Annotated in this window: 18 protein-coding genes; 9 read left to right on the top strand and 9 right to left on the bottom strand. The window is 66.6% G+C overall.

All coding sequences use genetic code 11. The annotated features are described in order from the left end of the window. Positions 1-975, bottom strand: a complete 975-nt coding sequence (locus EJC49_RS03605) for an alpha/beta hydrolase (RefSeq protein ID WP_425358793.1) — start codon at positions 973-975, stop codon at positions 1-3. Positions 976-1,149: 174 nt separating this feature from the next. Between EJC49_RS03605 and EJC49_RS03600 the strand changes: the two genes are divergently transcribed. Next, positions 1,150-2,487, top strand: coding sequence for an MFS transporter (locus EJC49_RS03600; RefSeq protein ID WP_170314596.1), 1,338 nt, complete (start codon positions 1,150-1,152; stop codon positions 2,485-2,487). On the opposite strand, the gene EJC49_RS03595 is transcribed toward EJC49_RS03600, so the two are convergent. Further along, positions 2,477-3,277, bottom strand: coding sequence for an SDR family NAD(P)-dependent oxidoreductase (locus EJC49_RS03595; RefSeq protein ID WP_126698092.1), 801 nt, complete (start codon positions 3,275-3,277; stop codon positions 2,477-2,479). The two genes, EJC49_RS03600 and EJC49_RS03595, sit on opposite strands and share 11 nt — an antisense overlap. A 58-nt stretch (positions 3,278-3,335) precedes the next feature. After that, positions 3,336-3,983 (bottom strand): ChrR family anti-sigma-E factor, encoded by a 648-nt coding sequence (locus EJC49_RS03590; RefSeq protein ID WP_126698091.1) that lies wholly within the window; start codon positions 3,981-3,983, stop codon positions 3,336-3,338. Between the two features lie 270 nt (positions 3,984-4,253). On the opposite strand from EJC49_RS03590, the gene EJC49_RS03585 reads away from it, so the two are divergent. Then, positions 4,254-5,291, top strand: a complete 1,038-nt coding sequence (locus tag EJC49_RS03585; protein WP_126698090.1) for a cysteine synthase A — start codon at positions 4,254-4,256, stop codon at positions 5,289-5,291. Next, the gene (locus EJC49_RS03580) at positions 5,291-6,028 is read left to right on the top strand and encodes an alanyl-tRNA editing protein (RefSeq protein ID WP_126698089.1); all 738 of its coding nucleotides are present in this window, start codon (positions 5,291-5,293) and stop codon (positions 6,026-6,028) included. The genes EJC49_RS03585 and EJC49_RS03580 overlap by 1 nt, the downstream gene beginning before the upstream one ends. 3 nt (positions 6,029-6,031) lie before the next feature. Here the strand turns inward: EJC49_RS03580 and EJC49_RS03575 are convergent, their stop codons facing one another. Next, positions 6,032-6,682 (bottom strand): TetR/AcrR family transcriptional regulator, encoded by a 651-nt coding sequence (locus EJC49_RS03575; protein WP_126698088.1) that lies wholly within the window; start codon positions 6,680-6,682, stop codon positions 6,032-6,034. A 74-nt stretch (positions 6,683-6,756) separates the two neighbouring features. Here EJC49_RS03575 and EJC49_RS03570 point away from each other — a divergent pair, with 74 nt between their 5' ends. Together EJC49_RS03570 and EJC49_RS03565 are read left to right on the top strand one after the other, a co-directional pair. Further along, on the top strand, positions 6,757-7,488 hold the full coding sequence (locus tag EJC49_RS03570; protein WP_126698087.1) for an SDR family oxidoreductase: 732 nt from the start codon (positions 6,757-6,759) through the stop codon (positions 7,486-7,488). A gap of 143 nt (positions 7,489-7,631) precedes the next feature. After that, positions 7,632-8,018: a MerR family transcriptional regulator gene (locus EJC49_RS03565; protein ID WP_126698086.1), complete on the top strand. Its 387-nt coding sequence runs from the start codon at positions 7,632-7,634 to the stop codon at positions 8,016-8,018. A 23-nt stretch (positions 8,019-8,041) separates the two neighbouring features. On the opposite strand, the gene EJC49_RS03560 is transcribed toward EJC49_RS03565, so the two are convergent. Beyond that, positions 8,042-8,518: a methyltransferase family protein gene (locus EJC49_RS03560; RefSeq protein WP_126698085.1), complete on the bottom strand. Its 477-nt coding sequence runs from the start codon at positions 8,516-8,518 to the stop codon at positions 8,042-8,044. Further along, the gene (locus tag EJC49_RS03555) at positions 8,515-9,513 is read right to left on the bottom strand and encodes a heparan-alpha-glucosaminide N-acetyltransferase (protein WP_126698084.1); all 999 of its coding nucleotides are present in this window, start codon (positions 9,511-9,513) and stop codon (positions 8,515-8,517) included. The genes EJC49_RS03560 and EJC49_RS03555 overlap by 4 nt, the downstream gene beginning before the upstream one ends. A 207-nt stretch (positions 9,514-9,720) precedes the next feature. Between EJC49_RS03555 and EJC49_RS03550 the strand changes: the two genes are divergently transcribed. Further along, a complete protein-coding gene (locus EJC49_RS03550; RefSeq protein ID WP_126698083.1) occupies positions 9,721-10,920 on the top strand; it encodes an MFS transporter in 1,200 nt (399 codons plus the stop codon). Positions 10,921-11,054: 134 nt separating this feature from the next. Here the strand turns inward: EJC49_RS03550 and EJC49_RS03545 are convergent, their stop codons facing one another. Together EJC49_RS03545 and EJC49_RS03540 are read right to left on the bottom strand one after the other, a co-directional pair. Beyond that, on the bottom strand, positions 11,055-11,897 hold the full coding sequence (locus EJC49_RS03545) for a fumarylacetoacetate hydrolase family protein (protein ID WP_126698082.1): 843 nt from the start codon (positions 11,895-11,897) through the stop codon (positions 11,055-11,057). Positions 11,898-11,943: 46 nt separating this feature from the next. Next, the gene (locus EJC49_RS03540; RefSeq protein ID WP_126698081.1) at positions 11,944-12,723 is read right to left on the bottom strand and encodes an SDR family oxidoreductase; all 780 of its coding nucleotides are present in this window, start codon (positions 12,721-12,723) and stop codon (positions 11,944-11,946) included. 115 nt (positions 12,724-12,838) lie between these two features. Between EJC49_RS03540 and EJC49_RS03535 the strand changes: the two genes are divergently transcribed. Continuing rightward, entirely contained in the window at positions 12,839-13,657 is an 819-nt protein-coding gene (locus EJC49_RS03535) for a UDP-2,3-diacylglucosamine diphosphatase (protein WP_126698126.1), read from the top strand. Between the two features lie 130 nt (positions 13,658-13,787). Continuing rightward, positions 13,788-14,996 (top strand): MFS transporter, encoded by a 1,209-nt coding sequence (locus EJC49_RS03530; protein ID WP_126698080.1) that lies wholly within the window; start codon positions 13,788-13,790, stop codon positions 14,994-14,996. On the opposite strand, the gene dgcA is transcribed toward EJC49_RS03530, so the two are convergent. Further along, entirely contained in the window at positions 14,993-15,976 is a 984-nt protein-coding gene (dgcA, locus tag EJC49_RS03525) for an N-acetyl-D-Glu racemase DgcA (protein WP_126698079.1), read from the bottom strand. The genes EJC49_RS03530 and dgcA overlap by 4 nt on opposite strands. 84 nt (positions 15,977-16,060) lie before the next feature. Between dgcA and EJC49_RS03520 the strand changes: the two genes are divergently transcribed. Next, positions 16,061-17,236, top strand: coding sequence for an ABC transporter permease (locus EJC49_RS03520; protein WP_126698078.1), 1,176 nt, complete (start codon positions 16,061-16,063; stop codon positions 17,234-17,236). The last annotated feature ends 7 nt before the right edge of the window (positions 17,237-17,243 follow it).

Here is a 17,243-nt window from a genome sequence, read left to right as displayed (position 1 = left end):
CTACTCCGGAAACAGGACGCGGATCCAGTCGACGACCGCGGCTGCGAGGCGCTCGGTGGTGCGCGGCGACATCGCGTCGCCCGCGATGACGTGGTTCGACGGATCGTCGGACTCCTCGACGCTCACGATCGCGTTCGGGGCGCCCCAGCGCGCGGCGATGCCGCGTGTCAGGTCCGGGCGTACGACGAGGTCGGCGTCCGAGAACACGAACAGCGCCGGCACGGCGGCGTGCTCGACCGGTGCGGCGGCCGCCATCGACACCACGGTGCTCATCGGCAGCACCGCCTCGATGGGATAGCGGGTCGTCCAGAAGCGGGCGTGGCTTTCGTTGGCGGGCTCGAAGCCGCGTTCCCCGCCGGCCACCAGACGCGCGATCTGCAGCCCCCACGGACCCGCCAGCAGCCCGGCGCCGGCCGCCTGGATGCCGTAGTTGGGCGACACCAGCACGAGGGCCGCCATTCGATCGCGCAGCCCAGGTTCGGTCGCGGCCCAGCTGGCGATCGAGGCGCCCGTGGAGGTCGCGACGATGATGACCCGATCACCCAGGCGCTCGCCGATCGCCAGCGCCTCGGCGAAATCGTTGACCCAGGCATTGACCGATGCCGTCGCCATGGCAGCGCCATCCTGCCCGTGGCCGGCAAGCCGGGTGTAGAACAGGTTGGCGCCGAGCGCTTCGGCGACCTTGTCGGGCAGCGGACGGATCTCGCCCTTGGAGGCTGAAAAGCCGTGCACATAGACGATGGCGAGCGGGGTGCGCGCCCTCGATACCGGGTAGGCCCAGACGACCTGCTTTTCCAGGCCGGGCCGGATGCCCGGCACCTCTGCCTCGCGACCGGCGAGCCAGGAGTCGAGATCGTCGCCGATCGCTGCCGGATCGAACGTGATGGTCGTCTCGCGCTCGACGCGCGGACCGGCGAACCAGACGATCGCCGCCACCACGACCACGACGATCAGGACACCCGACATCACCATCATGCGCCGCACGGTTTCCCCTCCAGACGATTTCGAAGAAATAGCCGTTTGGCGTGCGCGAGGGAACGGGGCCGGTGCGTTCCTCGCCATCGGCTGGACATGACGACCTGCTGGCCGACAACCGATCCGCCGTCGGCGGCGTATAGGGGCTGCCAAGTCACGCCAACAAGGGCCGCCATGCCGTTTCGCCTGCTCCTCGTCTATGCCCTGCCGGCGATCCCGCTCGCCGCTCTCACCTTGCCGCTCTACATCATCATTCCGACCTATTACACGGAAACGCTGGGACTTTCGCTCGGAGCAGTGGGCGCGGCACTGCTCGTCATGCGCGTCTTCGACGCCGTCAACGATCCGCTGATCGGCTGGTTCGCCGACCGCTGGCGCCCCGCGATGGGACGCCGTCGTGCTGTCTTCGCGCTGTCGCTGCCGCTCTGTGCCACCGCCGCGCTGATGCTGTTCTGGCCGCCGGCCGATGCGGGCGTGTTCTATCTCGGCGGGTGGGGCATGGTGCTGTCGATCGGCTTCACGGGCGCGATGCTGCCCTACACGGCCTGGGGCGCGGAATTGGCCGGCGACTATGCCGAGCGGGCGCGCATCGCAGGCTTTCGCGAGAGCCTGACGCTGGCAGGCACGCTCATCGCCATCGCGCTGCCTTTCGCCATCGGGTTCGGGGCGGCCGGCGAAGCGGGAGGGCTGGCGGTGCTGGGAATGGCGGTTGCCGCCGGGCTCGTCGGCTTTGGCGGCCTGGCGGTCGGCGTCGTGCCGGAGCCGGTCGATCACACGGTCTCGACCGGATCGCTGAGGATGGGGCTTGCGCGGATGGCGGCGAACGCGCCGTTCAGACGCCTGATCGCGGCCTATTTCCTCAACGGTCTCGCCAACGGCATCCCGGCCACGCTGTTTCTCTACTTCGTCGCGACGCGGATCGGCATGCCCGACATGCGCGGGCCGCTGCTGTTCGTGTATTTTCTCGCCGGCATCGGCGGGGTGCCGCTGGCGCTGTGGGCGGCGCGGCGGACGAGCAAGCATCGCGCTTGGTGCCTCGCCATGCTGGTCAACTGCGCGATCTTCTCGCTGGTGCCGCTGATCGGGCCAGGCGACGTGGCCGCCTTCGCCGCGATCTGCGTCGTCACGGGACTGCTTCTCGGCTTCGACCTTTCGCTGCCGCCGGCGATCCAGGCCGACGTCATCGATGTCGATACGGCTGGCTCGGGCGAGCAGCGCTCCGGCGCCTACTTCGCCGCCTGGAGCCTGACGACCAAGCTGTCGCTGGCCGTGGGCGTGGGAACGGTGTTTCCGCTTCTGGGGCTGGCCGGCTTCGATGCGGCGGCGGGCGCCGCCAATGACGAGGGGGCGATCGGCGCGCTGGTGGCGCTCTATGTCTGGCCGCCGATTGCCCTGAAGCTCGCGGCCATCGCGCTCATGTGGCGGTTCCCGCTCGACCGGGATGAGCAGGCCGCGCTGCGCAGGACCATCGAGGAGCGGTCAGCGAGGCCTCGGGCCGCTCTCAAGGCTTGAGTGGGCGCTTGTTCCAGCCCATGGCGCGCTTCATGATCGGGAAATAGAGCGCGTGGGGAAGGAGGTTCACCAGCTTCAGCGTCCACGCCAGCCGCCGCGGGAAGCACACTTCGAAGCCGCCGCGTTCCAGGCCATCGGCGAATCGACGCGTCGCGTCCTCCACCTTCATCAGGCCCGGCATCGGGAAATCGTTCTTCTCCGTCAGCGGCGTGTCGACGAAGCCCGGATTGACGACCTGGATGCGGATGTTCATCTTGTCGAAGTCGAACTTCAGAGCCTCCGCCATGTTGTTGACGGCCGATTTGGACGCACCATAGGCGGACGCCAGCGGCAATCCCCCGTAGCCCGACACCGAGCCGACGACGGCGACCTGCCCGAAGCCACGCGCCTTCATGGCATCGACCACCGGGACGAGGCCGTTGACGATGCCGAACAGGTTGATTTCATAGGTCTTGACGAAATTCTCGACCGTCAGCTTCTCACCCTTGGTAGGGAAGTAGTTGCCGGCGTTGAAGACGGCGAGCACGACGGGCCCGAGTTCCCTTTCGATCGCTTGCGCGATGGCCGCCATGCCGGCCTGATCCGTCACGTCTCCCGGGAAGGGAACGATCCGGCCATAGAGGGCGGAGGCCTCGTTCGCGAGCGAGACCAATTTGTCCTCGCCGCGCGCGGTCGCCGCCACGACGTAACCGCGACGGACGAGTTCGAGCGCGAGCGCGCGACCGATCCCGGTGCTCGCCCCGGTGATCCAGGCAATGCCGTCGGACGGCTTGGCGCGATAGAGCGTCATGCTGCGTGCTCCGTCGAAGGGAGAAGAAGGAAATGAGGCCGGCCTCGACCAGCGGCGCTCAGCCTCCGATGATGTCCATCAGGCGACGCGGGATCGACCCGGTCAGCTTCAGCGGCGCGTCGGTGATCGCCATGCCGATGCAGGGCCGGTCCATTTCGGCAGTTGGCCGGTGCTCCACCGTCTCGTCGGCGATCGAGATGTCGCCGCGACCGTAGCGGCCGTGAACGTCGGTGAACGCGCCGTCGAGCACCAGCGACAGTTCCACGCCGCCATGCGTGTGGGTGGGAATGCGCCGGCCGGGCCGAATCCAGAAAAGCGACACGTGGAAACCCTCGATCTCGCCGAGATCGTGCTCGCGGAAGCCTGGCATCTTGGTGCGCCACGGCGTCTCGTCGGCGTCGAAGCCGACATAGTCGCGAAGCGCGCGCGGATAGATGGCATTGGCTGGCTGCGGCGGAAGAATGATCGGCGCGGGGGCATCGCTGCCGAGGATGGCCGCAAGCCGGTTCTTCGGATCCCTGATCGGCCTTGGCGTCTCCAGTTCGAGTTCCTCGCCGGCCATGACCTCGAGTCCGCGCGCCAACGCCCGGCTGCGCGGATTCAGTTCCAGGTGCGAAGCGACGAGCACGCGCGCGGGCGTCGGCAGGTTGCCAGCGACGTACCGCGCAATCAGCGTGTCGATCGTATCGGTGGCATCGGATGTCATCGGGCCTCGTCTTTGCTCTGCCATCGTCGTTCTGCTTCGCAATCTATTCTGATTTGTGCCTTTTCGCCACATACGAGCAAGGCCGGCCATTGGATCAATCGACGTTTTTCGCATCGGCCCGACCAGTCGGGCGAATATGGCGCGGAACGCCTCTTTGGCGAAAAATCCCTTCTTGAAAGCACGGGTCTTGCTTCGTAGACCAGAAAAACCATCCGCAAACGGCGCGACGACCGTGAACACGCGCGGAATCCGACAGGAAGGAAAAGCCCCATGTATCGTTCCGTCATCGAAGCGATCGGAAACACGCCGCTGATCCGCCTGCGCCGCGCTTCGGAGGAAACCGGCTGCGAAATCCTCGGCAAGGCCGAATTCATGAACCCCGGCCAGTCGGTCAAGGACCGCGCCGGACTGTTCATCATCCGCGATGCGGAGAAGAAGGGCCTGTTGCGGCCCGGCGGTGTGATCGTTGAAGGCACCGCCGGCAACACCGGCATCGGGCTGACGGTCGTCGCCAAGGCGCTCGGCTATCGTACGGTGATCGTCATTCCCGACACACAGAGCCAGGAGAAGAAGCACGCGCTTCGGCTGCTCGGGGCCGAACTGATCGAGGTGCCGGCCGTCCCCTACAAGAACCCCAACAACTACGTGAAGCTGTCGGGCAGGCTGGCCGAGCAACTGGCGAAGACCGAGCCCAATGGCGCGATCTGGGCCAACCAGTTCGACAACGTCGCCAATCGCGAGGGTCACATCGCAACCACGGCCGAGGAAATCTGGCACCAGACCGACGGCAAGGTCGACGGCTTCGTCTCGGCGGTCGGCACCGGCGGCACGCTGGCCGGCGTCGCCATGGGGCTGAAGGGCCGGAGCAAGGACGTGAAGATCGGGCTCGCCGATCCGCTCGGCGCAGCGCTCCATTCCTTCTACACCGAGGGGGTCCTGAAGTCGGAAGGATCGTCGATCACGGAAGGCATCGGCCAGGGACGCATCACCGCCAATCTCGAGGGTTTTGCGCCCGACTTCTCCTTCCAGGTTCCAGACGATGAGGCGCTGCCGATCGTCTTCGACCTCGTCCAGGACGAAGGGCTCTGTCTCGGCGGCTCGTCGGGCATCAACATCGCCGGCGCGATCCGCATGGCGCGGGCGATGGGGCCGGGCCATATGATCGTGACCATCCTGTGCGACTACGGCACGCGCTACCAGTCGAAGCTCTTCAATCCCGAATTCCTGCGCGGCAAGAACCTGCCGGTTCCGGGCTGGATGGAGAAGACCGTCGACATCGCCGTCCCCTACGAGAAGGTCGACGCGTGATGAGCCACACCACCGAGATCCTGTTTCGCGAGGATGCCTATCTGTCGACGGCGGAAGGCACGGTGGTGGCCGTCAACGAGCGTGGCGGCATCATCCTCGACCGAACGAGTTTCTACGCCACCTCCGGCGGCCAGCCGGGCGACACGGGTTTTTTCGAGCGCGCCGACGGGTCGCGGATCGCCATCGCCGGCACCATCACCGGCGAGACCAAGGACGAGATCATCCACGTGCCGGCACCCGACCAGCCGACGCCCGCCGTCGGCGAAACTCTGGTGCTGCACATCGACTGGGACCGCCGCTACAGGCTGATGCGCATGCACACGGCCTGCCATTTGCTCAGCGTCGTCTGCCCCTATCCGATTACCGGCGCCTCGGTCGGCGAGGAGGAGTCGCGCGTCGATTTCGACCTGCCGGACGCGGGCATCACCCGCGAAGGCGTGACGCAGGCCATGATGGACCTCGTGGACGGCAACCATCCGATCTTCAACCGCTGGATCACCGCCGATGAACTCGCCGCCAATCCGGGGCTGGTGAAGTCGAAGAACGTGCGGCCTCCGTCGGGCGCCGGTCGTATCCGCCTCGTGTGCATCGGCGCGGAAGCGTCGATCGACAGCCAGCCCTGTGGCGGAACCCATGTCTCCGAGACGCAGGAGGTCGGCGCCATCCACATCGCCAAGATCGAGAAGAAGGGCCGGGAGAACCGCCGCTTCCGGATCAGGTTCGGGCCGCTGCCCTAGATCCTAGCCGGCAGGCGGGTCTGGCCGCAGACGGACGGCATCGAGATAGGCGACGCACATGAGGATCAACTGCCTTCGCACGGCGGCGGCTTCGTCGGCGGGCAGGTTGCGTTCGAAGACGCTGCGGACGGACCCGAAGATCGTCGTCAGCAGCGTCAGGTTCACGACCGGCAGATCGGCGAAGCCGGCATCGGACGCGCTGGCGAACATCGCCGCGGTCGCGGCATCGACGCGCCTGGCGAAAGCCTCGAGCAAGGCTTCGTTGTCCAGTTCCACCACCGAGCGGTATAGAGCGCGGGTCACCTCCGGCCGTTTCGTCTTCGCGTCCCAGTAGGTCGTCACGAGCGCTTGGACCATGTCCACGATCGGCGCCCCGTGCCGGGCCTCGCATGTGTTCCGCACCGTTTCGGCCAGATCGTCGAGGTAGCGTTCGTTCAGGGCGTAGAAAAGTGCCTGCTTGTGCGGGAAGTATTGGTACATGGTGCCGACGGACACGCCGGCCCGCGCGGCGACCCGCGTGGTCGTCAGACGGTGTGGTCCGTCGGTCAGCAAAACCTGAATGGTCGCCTCGAAAATCGCGTCGACCGTGGCCGTCGCGCGCGCCTGGCGCGGCCTTTTGCGCGGGGTCAGGTGGGCGGGTGTCGTCGACGCCATATGCGAATCCTCAAACTGAATGATCCTTCATATATCTGGGAGGCACAATCAACCATCCTGAAAGGAACAACCCTGTGCCCGATCATTCGCGAATTGCCCTCGTCACCGGCGCAAACAAGGGCATCGGCCTGGAGATCGCCCGCCAGCTGGCCCAATCCGGTGTCTTCGTCTTCCTCGGCGCCCGCGATCTCGAACGCGGACGTGCGGCGGTCGAGGACCTGACGTTGGAGGGGTTCCGGGGACGCGCGATCCGGATCGACGTGACCGACGCGGCCAGTATCGACGCGGCGGTCAAGACGATCGACGCCGAGCATGGCCGGCTGGACATTCTGGTCAACAATGCCGGCATCGTCGATGCCAATGACGGTCCTCCAAGCCACGCCTCTGCCGAGGCGGTCCGGCGGATCATGGACACGAATTTCATCGGCGCCCTGGCTGTATCGCAGGCGATGCTGCCGCTGTTGCGCCGGTCCCCGGCTGGCCGCATCGTCAACCTGTCGAGTTCGCTCGGCTCCCTCTCCGTCAACGGCGATCCGACATCCCCGTACTACTCGGCCCGTCTGATCGGCTACAACGCGTCCAAGGCCGCGCTCAACATGCTGACGGTGCAACTCGCGGCGGAATTGAGCGACAGCGCGATCGCGGTCAATTCGGTCAGCCCCGGCTACGTGATGACCGACCTGACCGGGCACACCGGATTCATGACGGCCCAGGAAGGGGCAGCGTTGCCCGTTCGATATGCCTTGCTGGCCGAAGGCGCCGTTTCGGGCCGGTTCGTGGAGCCGGAAGGCGAAACATCCTGGTAGGGGACTACCGCAGCGGCGTGAGGTCGGCCGATCTCAGGCGCAGACCCGATGGGTGGATCACCTCTCGATACAGGCGCAATTGACTTTTACGTAAATGCCATGCCAATGATTTCATCACTGAAATCGGTTTAGGCGGGCATGGGATGCGGGAATACTACACGATCACGGAACTGACCCGCGAATTCGAAATCTCGACCCGCACCTTGCGCTTCTACGAGGACGAAGGGCTGATCCAGCCGGTCCGGCGCGGCCGCACGCGCTTGTTTCGGCCGTCCGACCGGCATCTGGTCAAGCAGATCATGCGCGGCAAGCGTCTCGGCTTCTCGATCTCCGAGATCCGCGAGATCATCCAGATGTATCGCGAACCGCCCGGCGAAGTCGGCCAGTTGAAGCTGATGATCAAGCGCATCGAGGAAAAGCGCGGCGATCTGCGCCAGAAGCGCCGCGACCTGGAGGAAACCCTCGCCGAACTCGACCAGGCGGAGGAGTCCTGCGTCGAGCGTCTGGTGGAACTCGGCGTCAACACCTGACGTGCCGCAGCGGCAGCCGGCCGTCAGATCCAGCGCCGCACCTTCTTGCGATAGTCCCGGTACTTCTTGCCGAAGCGCGCTTCGAGGTGCTTTTCCTCGCGCTCGATGGCGAGTTTCTGCGTCGCGAAGGCGGCCGCGAGCGCAAAGGCAAGGAACCAGACGCTGCCGGCGATCAGGCCGATGGCCACGGTGAGCATCGTGTTGGCGAGGTAGATCGGGTTGCGGGTGAAGGAAAACGGGCCGCCGGTCACGAGATGCTCCGATCCGCGATGCGGCATGATCGTCGTGCGGGCCTTGTGGAGGGTGCGCATGGCCGACACGTCGATCGCCACCACGCCCGCGATGGTCACGATCCCGATCGCAAACAGGATGTCGGACAGCGGGCTCGGGATCCAGGGCAGGGGAACCGTCCAGGAGAGGGCGGCGGCAAGCACGATCGCCACCAGGTAGATCATCGGCGGCCATGGCAGCCGGTTGGGTCGCGCGTCATAGGCGTTCATTCGGTCCCTCCCGTTTCGAAGCCGCGCTCGGTCTCGTCCGTGCAGATTTCGGCGAGCGCCGCGATGGACTGCCGATCCGTCTCATTCTGCCGGCCGGAAAACAGTCCGTCGAGCATGTTCCCATCCTCGAGCGCATCGAGCATGCAGACGCAATAGACGTTGCAGAATTCCTCGTCGCGTTCGGTGGAACAGGTGCGTTCGCAGGCCTGGCGGAACTGGACCTGCCGGGATTCGACCTGCGGCGGCACGATCTGGGCGAAGACGAAAACGCAGGCGATCAGCACCGGCTGGTGGATCAGGTAGAAGGCCAGGCTGTGCCGGCCCAGGAACAGAAGCGGCGTGCCCCAGCGGGGAGCGGATACGCGCGACAGCCGGTCGAACAGTCCGCTGCGCTCGGCGAGCATCGCCGCCGCGATGCCGGCGAGAACGGCGCCGAACCAAGGGAACAGCGGCACGAAGTCGTTGGACCGCGGTCGCGTTTCCGACAGACCCGTCCACCACAGCCAGGCGGGATCGAAGACCGGAGAGGTGAGCCAGGCCGGAGCGGCGATCACGCCCGCCGCAAGCACCATCACGAGCGGCCAGGGCAACCGCAGGAAGGCAAGACCGAGCAGGCTTGCCAGCGCGATCTGGTGCAGGATGCCGAAGAAAATGAAGGTTTCCGGGATCGCGAACCAGGTCGCGATGCTGATCGCGAAGGCGGCACCCGCGACCATCGCCATGCGAAGTCCGAAGCCGCGCCAGCGCACGCCGCGCGCATGGGCGAGAAACAGGCTGACGCCGACGAGGAACAGGAAGGACGAGGCGATGGCGCGGGCAAACAGCTTCCAGCCGCCCACCGTCGTGGTTCCGGCCTGGAGATAGCCGAAGAACTCGAGATCCCAGGTGAAATGATAGATGGCCATGGCCACGAGCGCCACGCCGCGGGCGAGGTCGATCGTCTCGATGCGGCGGTGCTGGACGTGGGCTGGCATGGCGTGATCGGGCGTGGTCATGGCGGTTCCGTTGCTGCGATAGCACAGGAAACGCGCGCCGTCGGCATTCGGCGATTCAAATCTCCGTCGGCCTGTCCGCGGGGTGCGTGCGGGCAACGTCGATGTCGATGCCCCCAAGCGTTTTTGCGTCATGAACGGGTCGCATTCCTGTCATCCGCCGCCCGGCGGCGCCTGCCACATGTCGCTCTGGCGAAAACGCGGGACATCATGGCGACTCAGGTCCGGCATCCGATCTGGCTTCCGGCGCTGAAGACGCCCGGCGCGCATACGTTCGCGATTCTCTACGCCGTCGAATCCTTCGCGCGTGCCTCGGTGTCGAGCGTCATCCCCATCCAGATCTACGACATCCTGCGCGACGAGCAGGCGGTGTCGCTGGTCTATACCGGGGTGGCCTTCGCCGGAATCTCCGTCACCCTGTTCATGCCGCTGCTGATCGAGCGCTTCGCCCGGCGCTGGGTCTACACGGCCGGCGTCGCCGGGCTGATCCTCGGCGCGCTTCTGTTCCTGACGCCATGGCTGTGGAGCCAGATGGCCGGCATGCTCTGCCGGGTGATGGGCGCGAGCGCGCTGTCGATCACGCTCAACCTCTACATCATGGACCACATTCGCAAGACGCAGTTCATCCGGGCCGAATCCATGCGCATGGCCTGGTCGACCTTCGCCTGGACGGGAGGACCCACGCTCGGCGTGGCGCTCTACGTCAACTACGGAATCCTCGCCGCGCAGGCGGTTCCGATCGTCACCGGGTTGTTGCTGCTTTGCCTGTTCTGGTTCTTCCGGCTGGGCGACAATCCGATGATCCGTCCCGGAACGACCCGTCCCGCGAGCCCGCTCGCCAACATCGGACGGTTCCTGCGCCAGCCGCGGCTGAGGCTCGCCTGGCTGATCGCGTTCGGCCGCTCCTGCTTCTGGACGACGCTGTTCGTCTATGCGCCCATCCTGATGGTTTCGACCGGGCAAGGCGAACTGGCCGGCGGACTGGTGGTTTCCGCCGCCAACGCGCTTCTGTTCTCGGCGCTGATCTGGGGCTGGGCGGGGCGCCGCTTTGGCGCGCGCAACACGATGAGCTTCGCCTTCTTTGCCACCGCCGCGATGCTGGTCGCCGCGGGGATTGCCGGCGAGGCGGCGCCGATCGCGGCTGCAGCCTTCTTGCTACTGGCGGCGTTCTTCTGCATCGCGCTCGACGCGCTCGGATCGACCGCCTTCATGCGCAGCGTCCACGTGTGGGAGCGGGCGCGGATGACGGCCGTGTACCGCACCTATCTCGACCTCTCGGAACTGCTGCCGCCGCTGGTCTACTCCGTGACGCTGGCCTTCTTCGGGCTCGGCTCCGTCTTCGTCACGCTCGGCCTCTTCGTGGCGACGTGCGGCGTGGTGACCTTCGTCTACCTGCCGAAGAAGATGTGAGACGCTGTCGGGCGTGTCTCGGCAAGACCGTTCCAGGCAGGCTTGGAAGGCGGATGCACGATCATCGGCGGCCTCGCGCGCAAGACGATGCGCGCGAGCCTGGACCGGGTGGCGCCCGCCACCCGGTCGGCGCCTTAGCGCGCGATGACGGTCTGGCGCTGCTCGCCAAGCCCCTCGATGCCGAGATGCATGGTGTCGCCGACCTTGAGGAAGCGCGGCGGCTTCATGCCGAGGCCGACGCCGGGCGGCGTGCCGGTGGTGATGACGTCGCCGGGTTCGAGCACCATGAACTCCGACAGGTAGGAGACGATCTCGGCGCAGGTGAAGATCATCGTCGCGGTCGAGCCGGTCTGCGCGCGCTCGCCATTGACGTCGAGGAACATCGACAGGTTCTGCGGATCCGGAACCTGGTCGGCCGTGACGATCCAGGGGCCGAGCGGGCCGAAGGTCGGCGCGCTCTTGCCCTTGATCCACTGGCCGCCGCGCTCGGCCTGGTATTCGCGCTCGGACACGTCGTTGCACAGCGCGTAGCCGAAAACCTTCGACAGCGCGTCTTCCCTGGAGACGTAGTCGCAGCGCTCGCCGATGACGATCGCAAGCTCCACCTCCCAGTCGAGCTTGACGGAGCCTTTCGGCATCAAAACGTCGTCGTTCGGGCCGGACAGGCAGCTCGGCGCCTTGGAGAACACGATCGGCTCCTTGGGGATCGCCGCGCCGGTTTCGGCCGCGTGGTCGGCATAGTTGAGACCGATGGCGATGAAGTGGCCGATACGCCTGACCGGTGCGCCGATGCGCACGCCCTCCGGCGCAGCCGGCAGCGCGGCGATGTCGGCACGCTCAAGTGTGGCCTTCAGCGCCGGCGAGATCGTTTCCGGCCCGAAGTCGGGAACCAGCGAGGAGACATCGCGGATGGCGCCATCGGCATCGACGATGCCGGGTCTTTCGTGGCCCGCTGGACCAAATCTGACGAGTTTCAAGGAAGGTTCCTCCGAATGTTGATTGCAAAGGCCGTGCGTGGTCCGCTCAGAACGCGCTGTTGAAAAAGCCGCCGTCGAGGATGAGATTCTGGCCGGTGATGTAGCCGGCATGCTCCGAGCACAGGAAGGCGCAGGCCCGGCCGAACTCTTCCGGCTTGCCGAGCCGGCCGGCGGGAATCGCCTGCTCCGTCCGCCGCGTCTGCTCCTCGAGGCTGACGCCCGACTTTTCGGCGGCGAAGACCACGGTCTTGCGGATGCGGTCGGTGTCGAACTTGCCGGGCAGGATCGCGTTGATCGTCACGTTGCGGTTGGCGACCGTGCGGGCGACGCCTGCCAGAAAGGCGGTCAACCCGGCGCGTGCGCCCGACGACAGGTCGAGGCCGGGGATGGGCTGGTAGACCGAGAGCGAGGTGATGTTGACGATGCGGCCGAAACCGCGCTCGGCCATGCCGTCGACGACCGCCTGGATCAGTTCGATCGGCGTGATCATGTTCTGCGTGACGCCGTCGAGCATCGCGGCCCGATCGAGTTGGCGGAAGTCGCGCAGCGGCGGCCCGCCATTGTTGTTGACCAGGATGTCGGGGGCGGGACAGGCCGTCAGGAGGGCTTTCTGCACCTGCGGCGCCGACACGTCGCCCGCGACCTCCTCGACGGTGACGCCGAAGCGCTCGCGCAGCCCACGCGCGGCGGCAGCGAGGACGTCGGTGTCGCGACCGTTGATCACGAGGTCGCAGCCGGCTTCGGCGAGCGCGCTGGCACAGCCAAGCCCGAGCCCCTTGCTGGAGGCGCACACGATCGCCTTGCGACCCTTGATGCCGAGATCCATAGCCGTTTCTCCGTTGCCCGGAAGGTCTAGCCCTGCCTGCTTCATTCCACAACCGTCATAAGCCTGTGACATGAATCGTGTCTTGGCTTGCCGCAGCCGGAGCCTGGATCAGATGATGAAAAGCGAGCCGACACGCCACTTCCGCACGCTGTTCCTGTCTGACGTGCATCTGGGCTCGAAACCCGCCAAAGCGGAATTCCTGATCGATTTCCTGCGGTTCCACGACGCCGATCGCATCTATCTCGTCGGCGACATCGTCGATGGCTGGCGGCTCAGGCGCTCCTGGCACTGGCCGCAGGCGCACAACGATGTCGTGCAGAAACTGCTGCGAAAGGCGCGCAAGGGCGCCGAGATCATCTACATCGCCGGCAATCATGACGAGTTCCTGCGCGGCTTCCAGGGCGTGCATTTCGGCGGCATCGTGGTGGCCGATCGCGCCATCCACGAAACCGCCGACGGGCGCCGCTTCCTCGTCATTCACGGCGACCAGTTCGATACAATCGTGCACAATGTCCGCTGGCTGGCCTATCTCGGCGACAAGGCCTACGACGTCGCCATCTTGGTGAACCGCGCCGTCCACCGCGTGCGCCGCTACCTCGGCATGCCCTACTGGTCGTTTTCGTCCTGGGCCAAGGTGAAGGTCAAGCACGCGGTCAACTTCATCGGCTCGTTCCAGGAGGTCGTGGCCGAGGAAGCGCGCCGCTCGCGGGTCGACGGCGTCATCTGCGGGCATATCCATCACGCCGCCATTGAACGCTTCGGCGACGTCGACTACATCAACACCGGCGACTGGGTGGAAAGCTGCACCGCCGTCGCCGAGCGCCACGACGGCACCTTCGAGATCCTCGTCTGGGCGAAGGTGACAGCGACCGAGAACGAGGCGCCGGAGCCGGCGCTCACCCTGGTCCTGCCGAATTCGGCCGAAGCGGCCTGACGCGGCGGCGCCGCTGCACCAATCACGAGATCGGCGAGGGCCGCTTCGCGGCGGAAGCGTCGCGTGCTAGGTGACGTCCGTTGGCCCGACGGAGGCCGGCGCCCTTCGCCGCCACCCACGAAGCACCATCATGCAATTGCCGCCCCTCACGCCGGAACAAGCCGTCAAGCCCCGGCACTACGAGTTGCGCATGTCGCTGCTGTTTGCGGCGCTGTTCCTGCCCATGGGCATCCATCTGCCCTATTTCCCGCTCTGGCTGGCGGAGCGGGGCTTCACCGCCAGCGAGGTGGCGCTGATCCTGTCGATGCCGATCTTCGTGCGTCTCGTCGCCGCGCCAGTCATCACCATGCTGGCCGACCGCGCACCCGACAGGGCCTACGTGCTGATCGTGATGGCCTTCGCCGCACTCCTGATATCGCTCGGCTATTTCCTGCCCGCCGATGCCGCCTTCGTGCTCGGCATGTCGATGCTTCTCATCGTCGTTTGGAGTCCGCACGGGCCGCTGGCCGATTCGCTGGCGCTTTCCGGCGTCCGACGCTACGGCGCCGACTATTCGCGCCTGCGCATCTGGGGCACGATCTCCTTCCTGGTCGCCAATCTCGTCGGAGGCGCCGTCCTCGAACGGTACGGGCCGAACGTCGTGCCCGTGCTCCTGACCGGCGGGCTTGCCTGCATGGCCGTCGTCAGCCTGCTGGCGCCGCGGCTCGGCCGGCCGCGGAAGACGTCGCAGTTGTCGGCCGCCGACTTTCCGGGAGCGGGCCGCGTCCTGTCCGACCCGACCTTTCTTGCGCTCGTCGGGGGCGGCGGGCTGCTGATCGCAAGCCACGGATTTCTTTACGCCTTCGGTTCGATCTACTGGAAATCGCTAGGCATCGCCGCCGACACCGCGGGCATGCTGTGGGCCCTAATGGTCGTCGTCGAGGTTCTCGTCTTCGTCCTTTACCGCCGCTTCTTCGGCCACCTGTCGCCCGCGGCTATCCTTGCCCTGTCGGCGGGCGCGGGAATGGTGCGCTGGGCGGCGATGCCGATGATCTGGCCGCTTGGGCTGGGCCTGGCCGGCTTCGCGGCGACGCAGGCCCTCCACGGCCTGTCCACCGGCCTCGCCATGCTCGGCCTTCAGAAGATGATCGCGCAGTCGGTGCCCGAGGAACGCACCGGCGCGGCGCAAGGCATCGCCTTCGCCGCCAACAGCGCCGGCATGGCCGTCGTCACGCTCGGCTCCGGCCCGCTGTTCGAGGCGGCGGGCGCGAACGGCTTCTACGTCATGGCGGTCATCGCGTCGGGCGGCCTCGTCCTGGCCGGCGCCGCGACACGGCTGGGCCGGAAGAGGGCCAGCTAGCCCCAGACGTCGGCGGTCGGCGGCGAGACGATCGAGCCGGTGTAGGTCAGGCCGGGACTGCGGTCGCGGGCAAGCAGCAAAGGCCCGTCGAGGTCGACGTAGTCGGCGTCCTGGGCGAGCAGCACCGCCGGCGCCATGGACAGCGACGTTCCGACCATGCAGCCGACCATGACGCCGAAACCGGCCTCGCGCGCCCGGTCGCGCAAGGCCATCGCCGCGGTCAGGCCGCCGGCCTTGTCGAGCTTGATGTTGACGAAATCATAGAGGCCGGCCAGGTGCTCGACATCGGCGGCCACATGCACGCTCTCGTCGGCGCATATGGGAACGGGATGCGGAATCTCGCGCAGGATGGCGTCCTGCCCGGCGGGCAGCGGCTGTTCGATCAGCGCGACATGGAATTCCGCCGCCGCCATGAGGTTTTCGCGGATGTTGTCCTCGGTCCAGCCCTCGTTGGCATCGAGGATGATCCGGCTGTCGGGCGCCGCGCTTGCCACGGCATGCATGCGGGCGACGTCGTTCGACGAGCCGACCTTCACCTTCAGCACCGGTCGATGGGCTGCGGCGCGGGCCTGAGCCGCCATTTCCTGCGGGTCGCCGAGCGAGATCGTCAGCGCGGTGACCACCGGGCGCGGCAGGATGCGGCAGACCCGTTGGTGGGCGTCATGGCCGAGCGTCTTGGCTTCGAGATCCCACAGCGCGCAATCGATCGCGTTGCGCGCCGCGCCCGGGCCCATGGCCTCGAGCAGATCCTCGCGCGACAGGCCGCGCTCGAGATCGCGGCGCATCGATTCGATCGCGTCGATCACGCTCTCCACCGTCTCGCCGTAGCGGCGGTAGGGAACGCATTCCCCGCGCCCGGCAAAACCATCCCTGGAAACGGCGCAGGTCACCACTTCGGCCTCCGTCTTCGAGCCGCGCGCGATGGTAAAGCGGCCGGCGATCGGGAACCGTTCTGATTCGACATGGAAGGAAAAGGACATCACGCCTGCTTTCGCGATCGCGACAGGCGTTCGGCCGCATCAAGAAATCGACACGCCCGACCACAGCCGCTATGAGTGCGAGCCATGTTGACCAAAGACCAAGCCGATGCAAGTGCGTCCGAGATCGCGTCAGAGCCGCACCCGAAGGTGCGCGGCGCGAGCGAGGATGGACGGCTGGTCGTCACGCTCTCGGGCAACTGGACCACGCGAACCGTCAGCCGCATCGACCGCGAGATGCGCGCGCTGGAGGACCAGCCGGGCGTGCGCGGCATCGCCGTCGACCTCGCCGGCGTGGGTGAGATGGATACCGCCGGGGCCTGGGTCATCAAGCGTCTGGCGGTCGCCCAGGAGCGCAAGGGGGCAACCGTCGAGATGACCGGCGGCCGCTCGGCCTTCGACGTGCTCCTGGCTGCGGTCGAGGACGCCGCCTTGCAGGAACTGCCGCCCGCCGAGGTCCGCCCGTTCGGTATCGTCCCGTTCATGGAATCGATCGGCCGCAGCGTCTTCAACGCGCGCGACGAGTTCCTGCTGGCCATGCACATCCTCGGCGCGACGCTGAGCGGGAACAAGCGGCGACGCGGCCGCAAGATCAATCTCGCCCCGCTGGCGATGCAGATCGACAGGATGGGCATCGGCGCCATTCCGGTCGTCGTCCTGATGTCGACGATCGTGGGCGCCATCGTGGCCCAGCAGGGCGCCTTCCAGCTGCGCTACTTCGGCGCCGAAATCTTCGTCGTCGACCTCGTCGGCATCCTGGTCCTGCGTGAGATGGGCGTGCTGTTGACGGCCATCATGATCGCGGGCCGCTCCGGCAGCGCCATCACCGCCGAGATCGGCTCGATGAAGATGCGCGAGGAGGTGGACGCGCTCACCGTCATCGGGCTCAACCCGATCGGCGTGCTGGTTTTCCCGCGCCTGGTGGCGCTGGCGATCATCATGCCGCTGCTGACCATCATCGCCAACATCGCCGCCATCGCCGGGGCGATGGCGGTCGCCTGGGCCTATTCGGGCATCACCCCGGATGCCTTCTTCGACCGCATGACGGCCGCGATCGACGAATCAAGCTTGCTGTCCGGCCTTTTCAAGGCCCCAATCATGGGCATCATCATCGGGCTCATCGCCTCGGTCGAGGGGATGAAGGTCGGTGGCAGCGCGGAGTCGCTCGGTCGCCAGGTGACCTCGTCGGTGGTGAAGGCCATCTTCGTGGTGATCGTTGTCGACGGCTTGTTCGCCATGTTCTATGCGGCGATCGACTTCTGAATGGCGA

The sequence above is a fragment of the Aquibium carbonis genome, from assembly GCF_003970795.1.
GTDB lineage: Bacteria > Pseudomonadota > Alphaproteobacteria > Rhizobiales > Rhizobiaceae > Aquibium > Aquibium carbonis.
The sequence above is the reverse complement of the archived record's forward strand: the minus strand, read 5'-3'. Positions and strand labels throughout refer to the sequence as shown.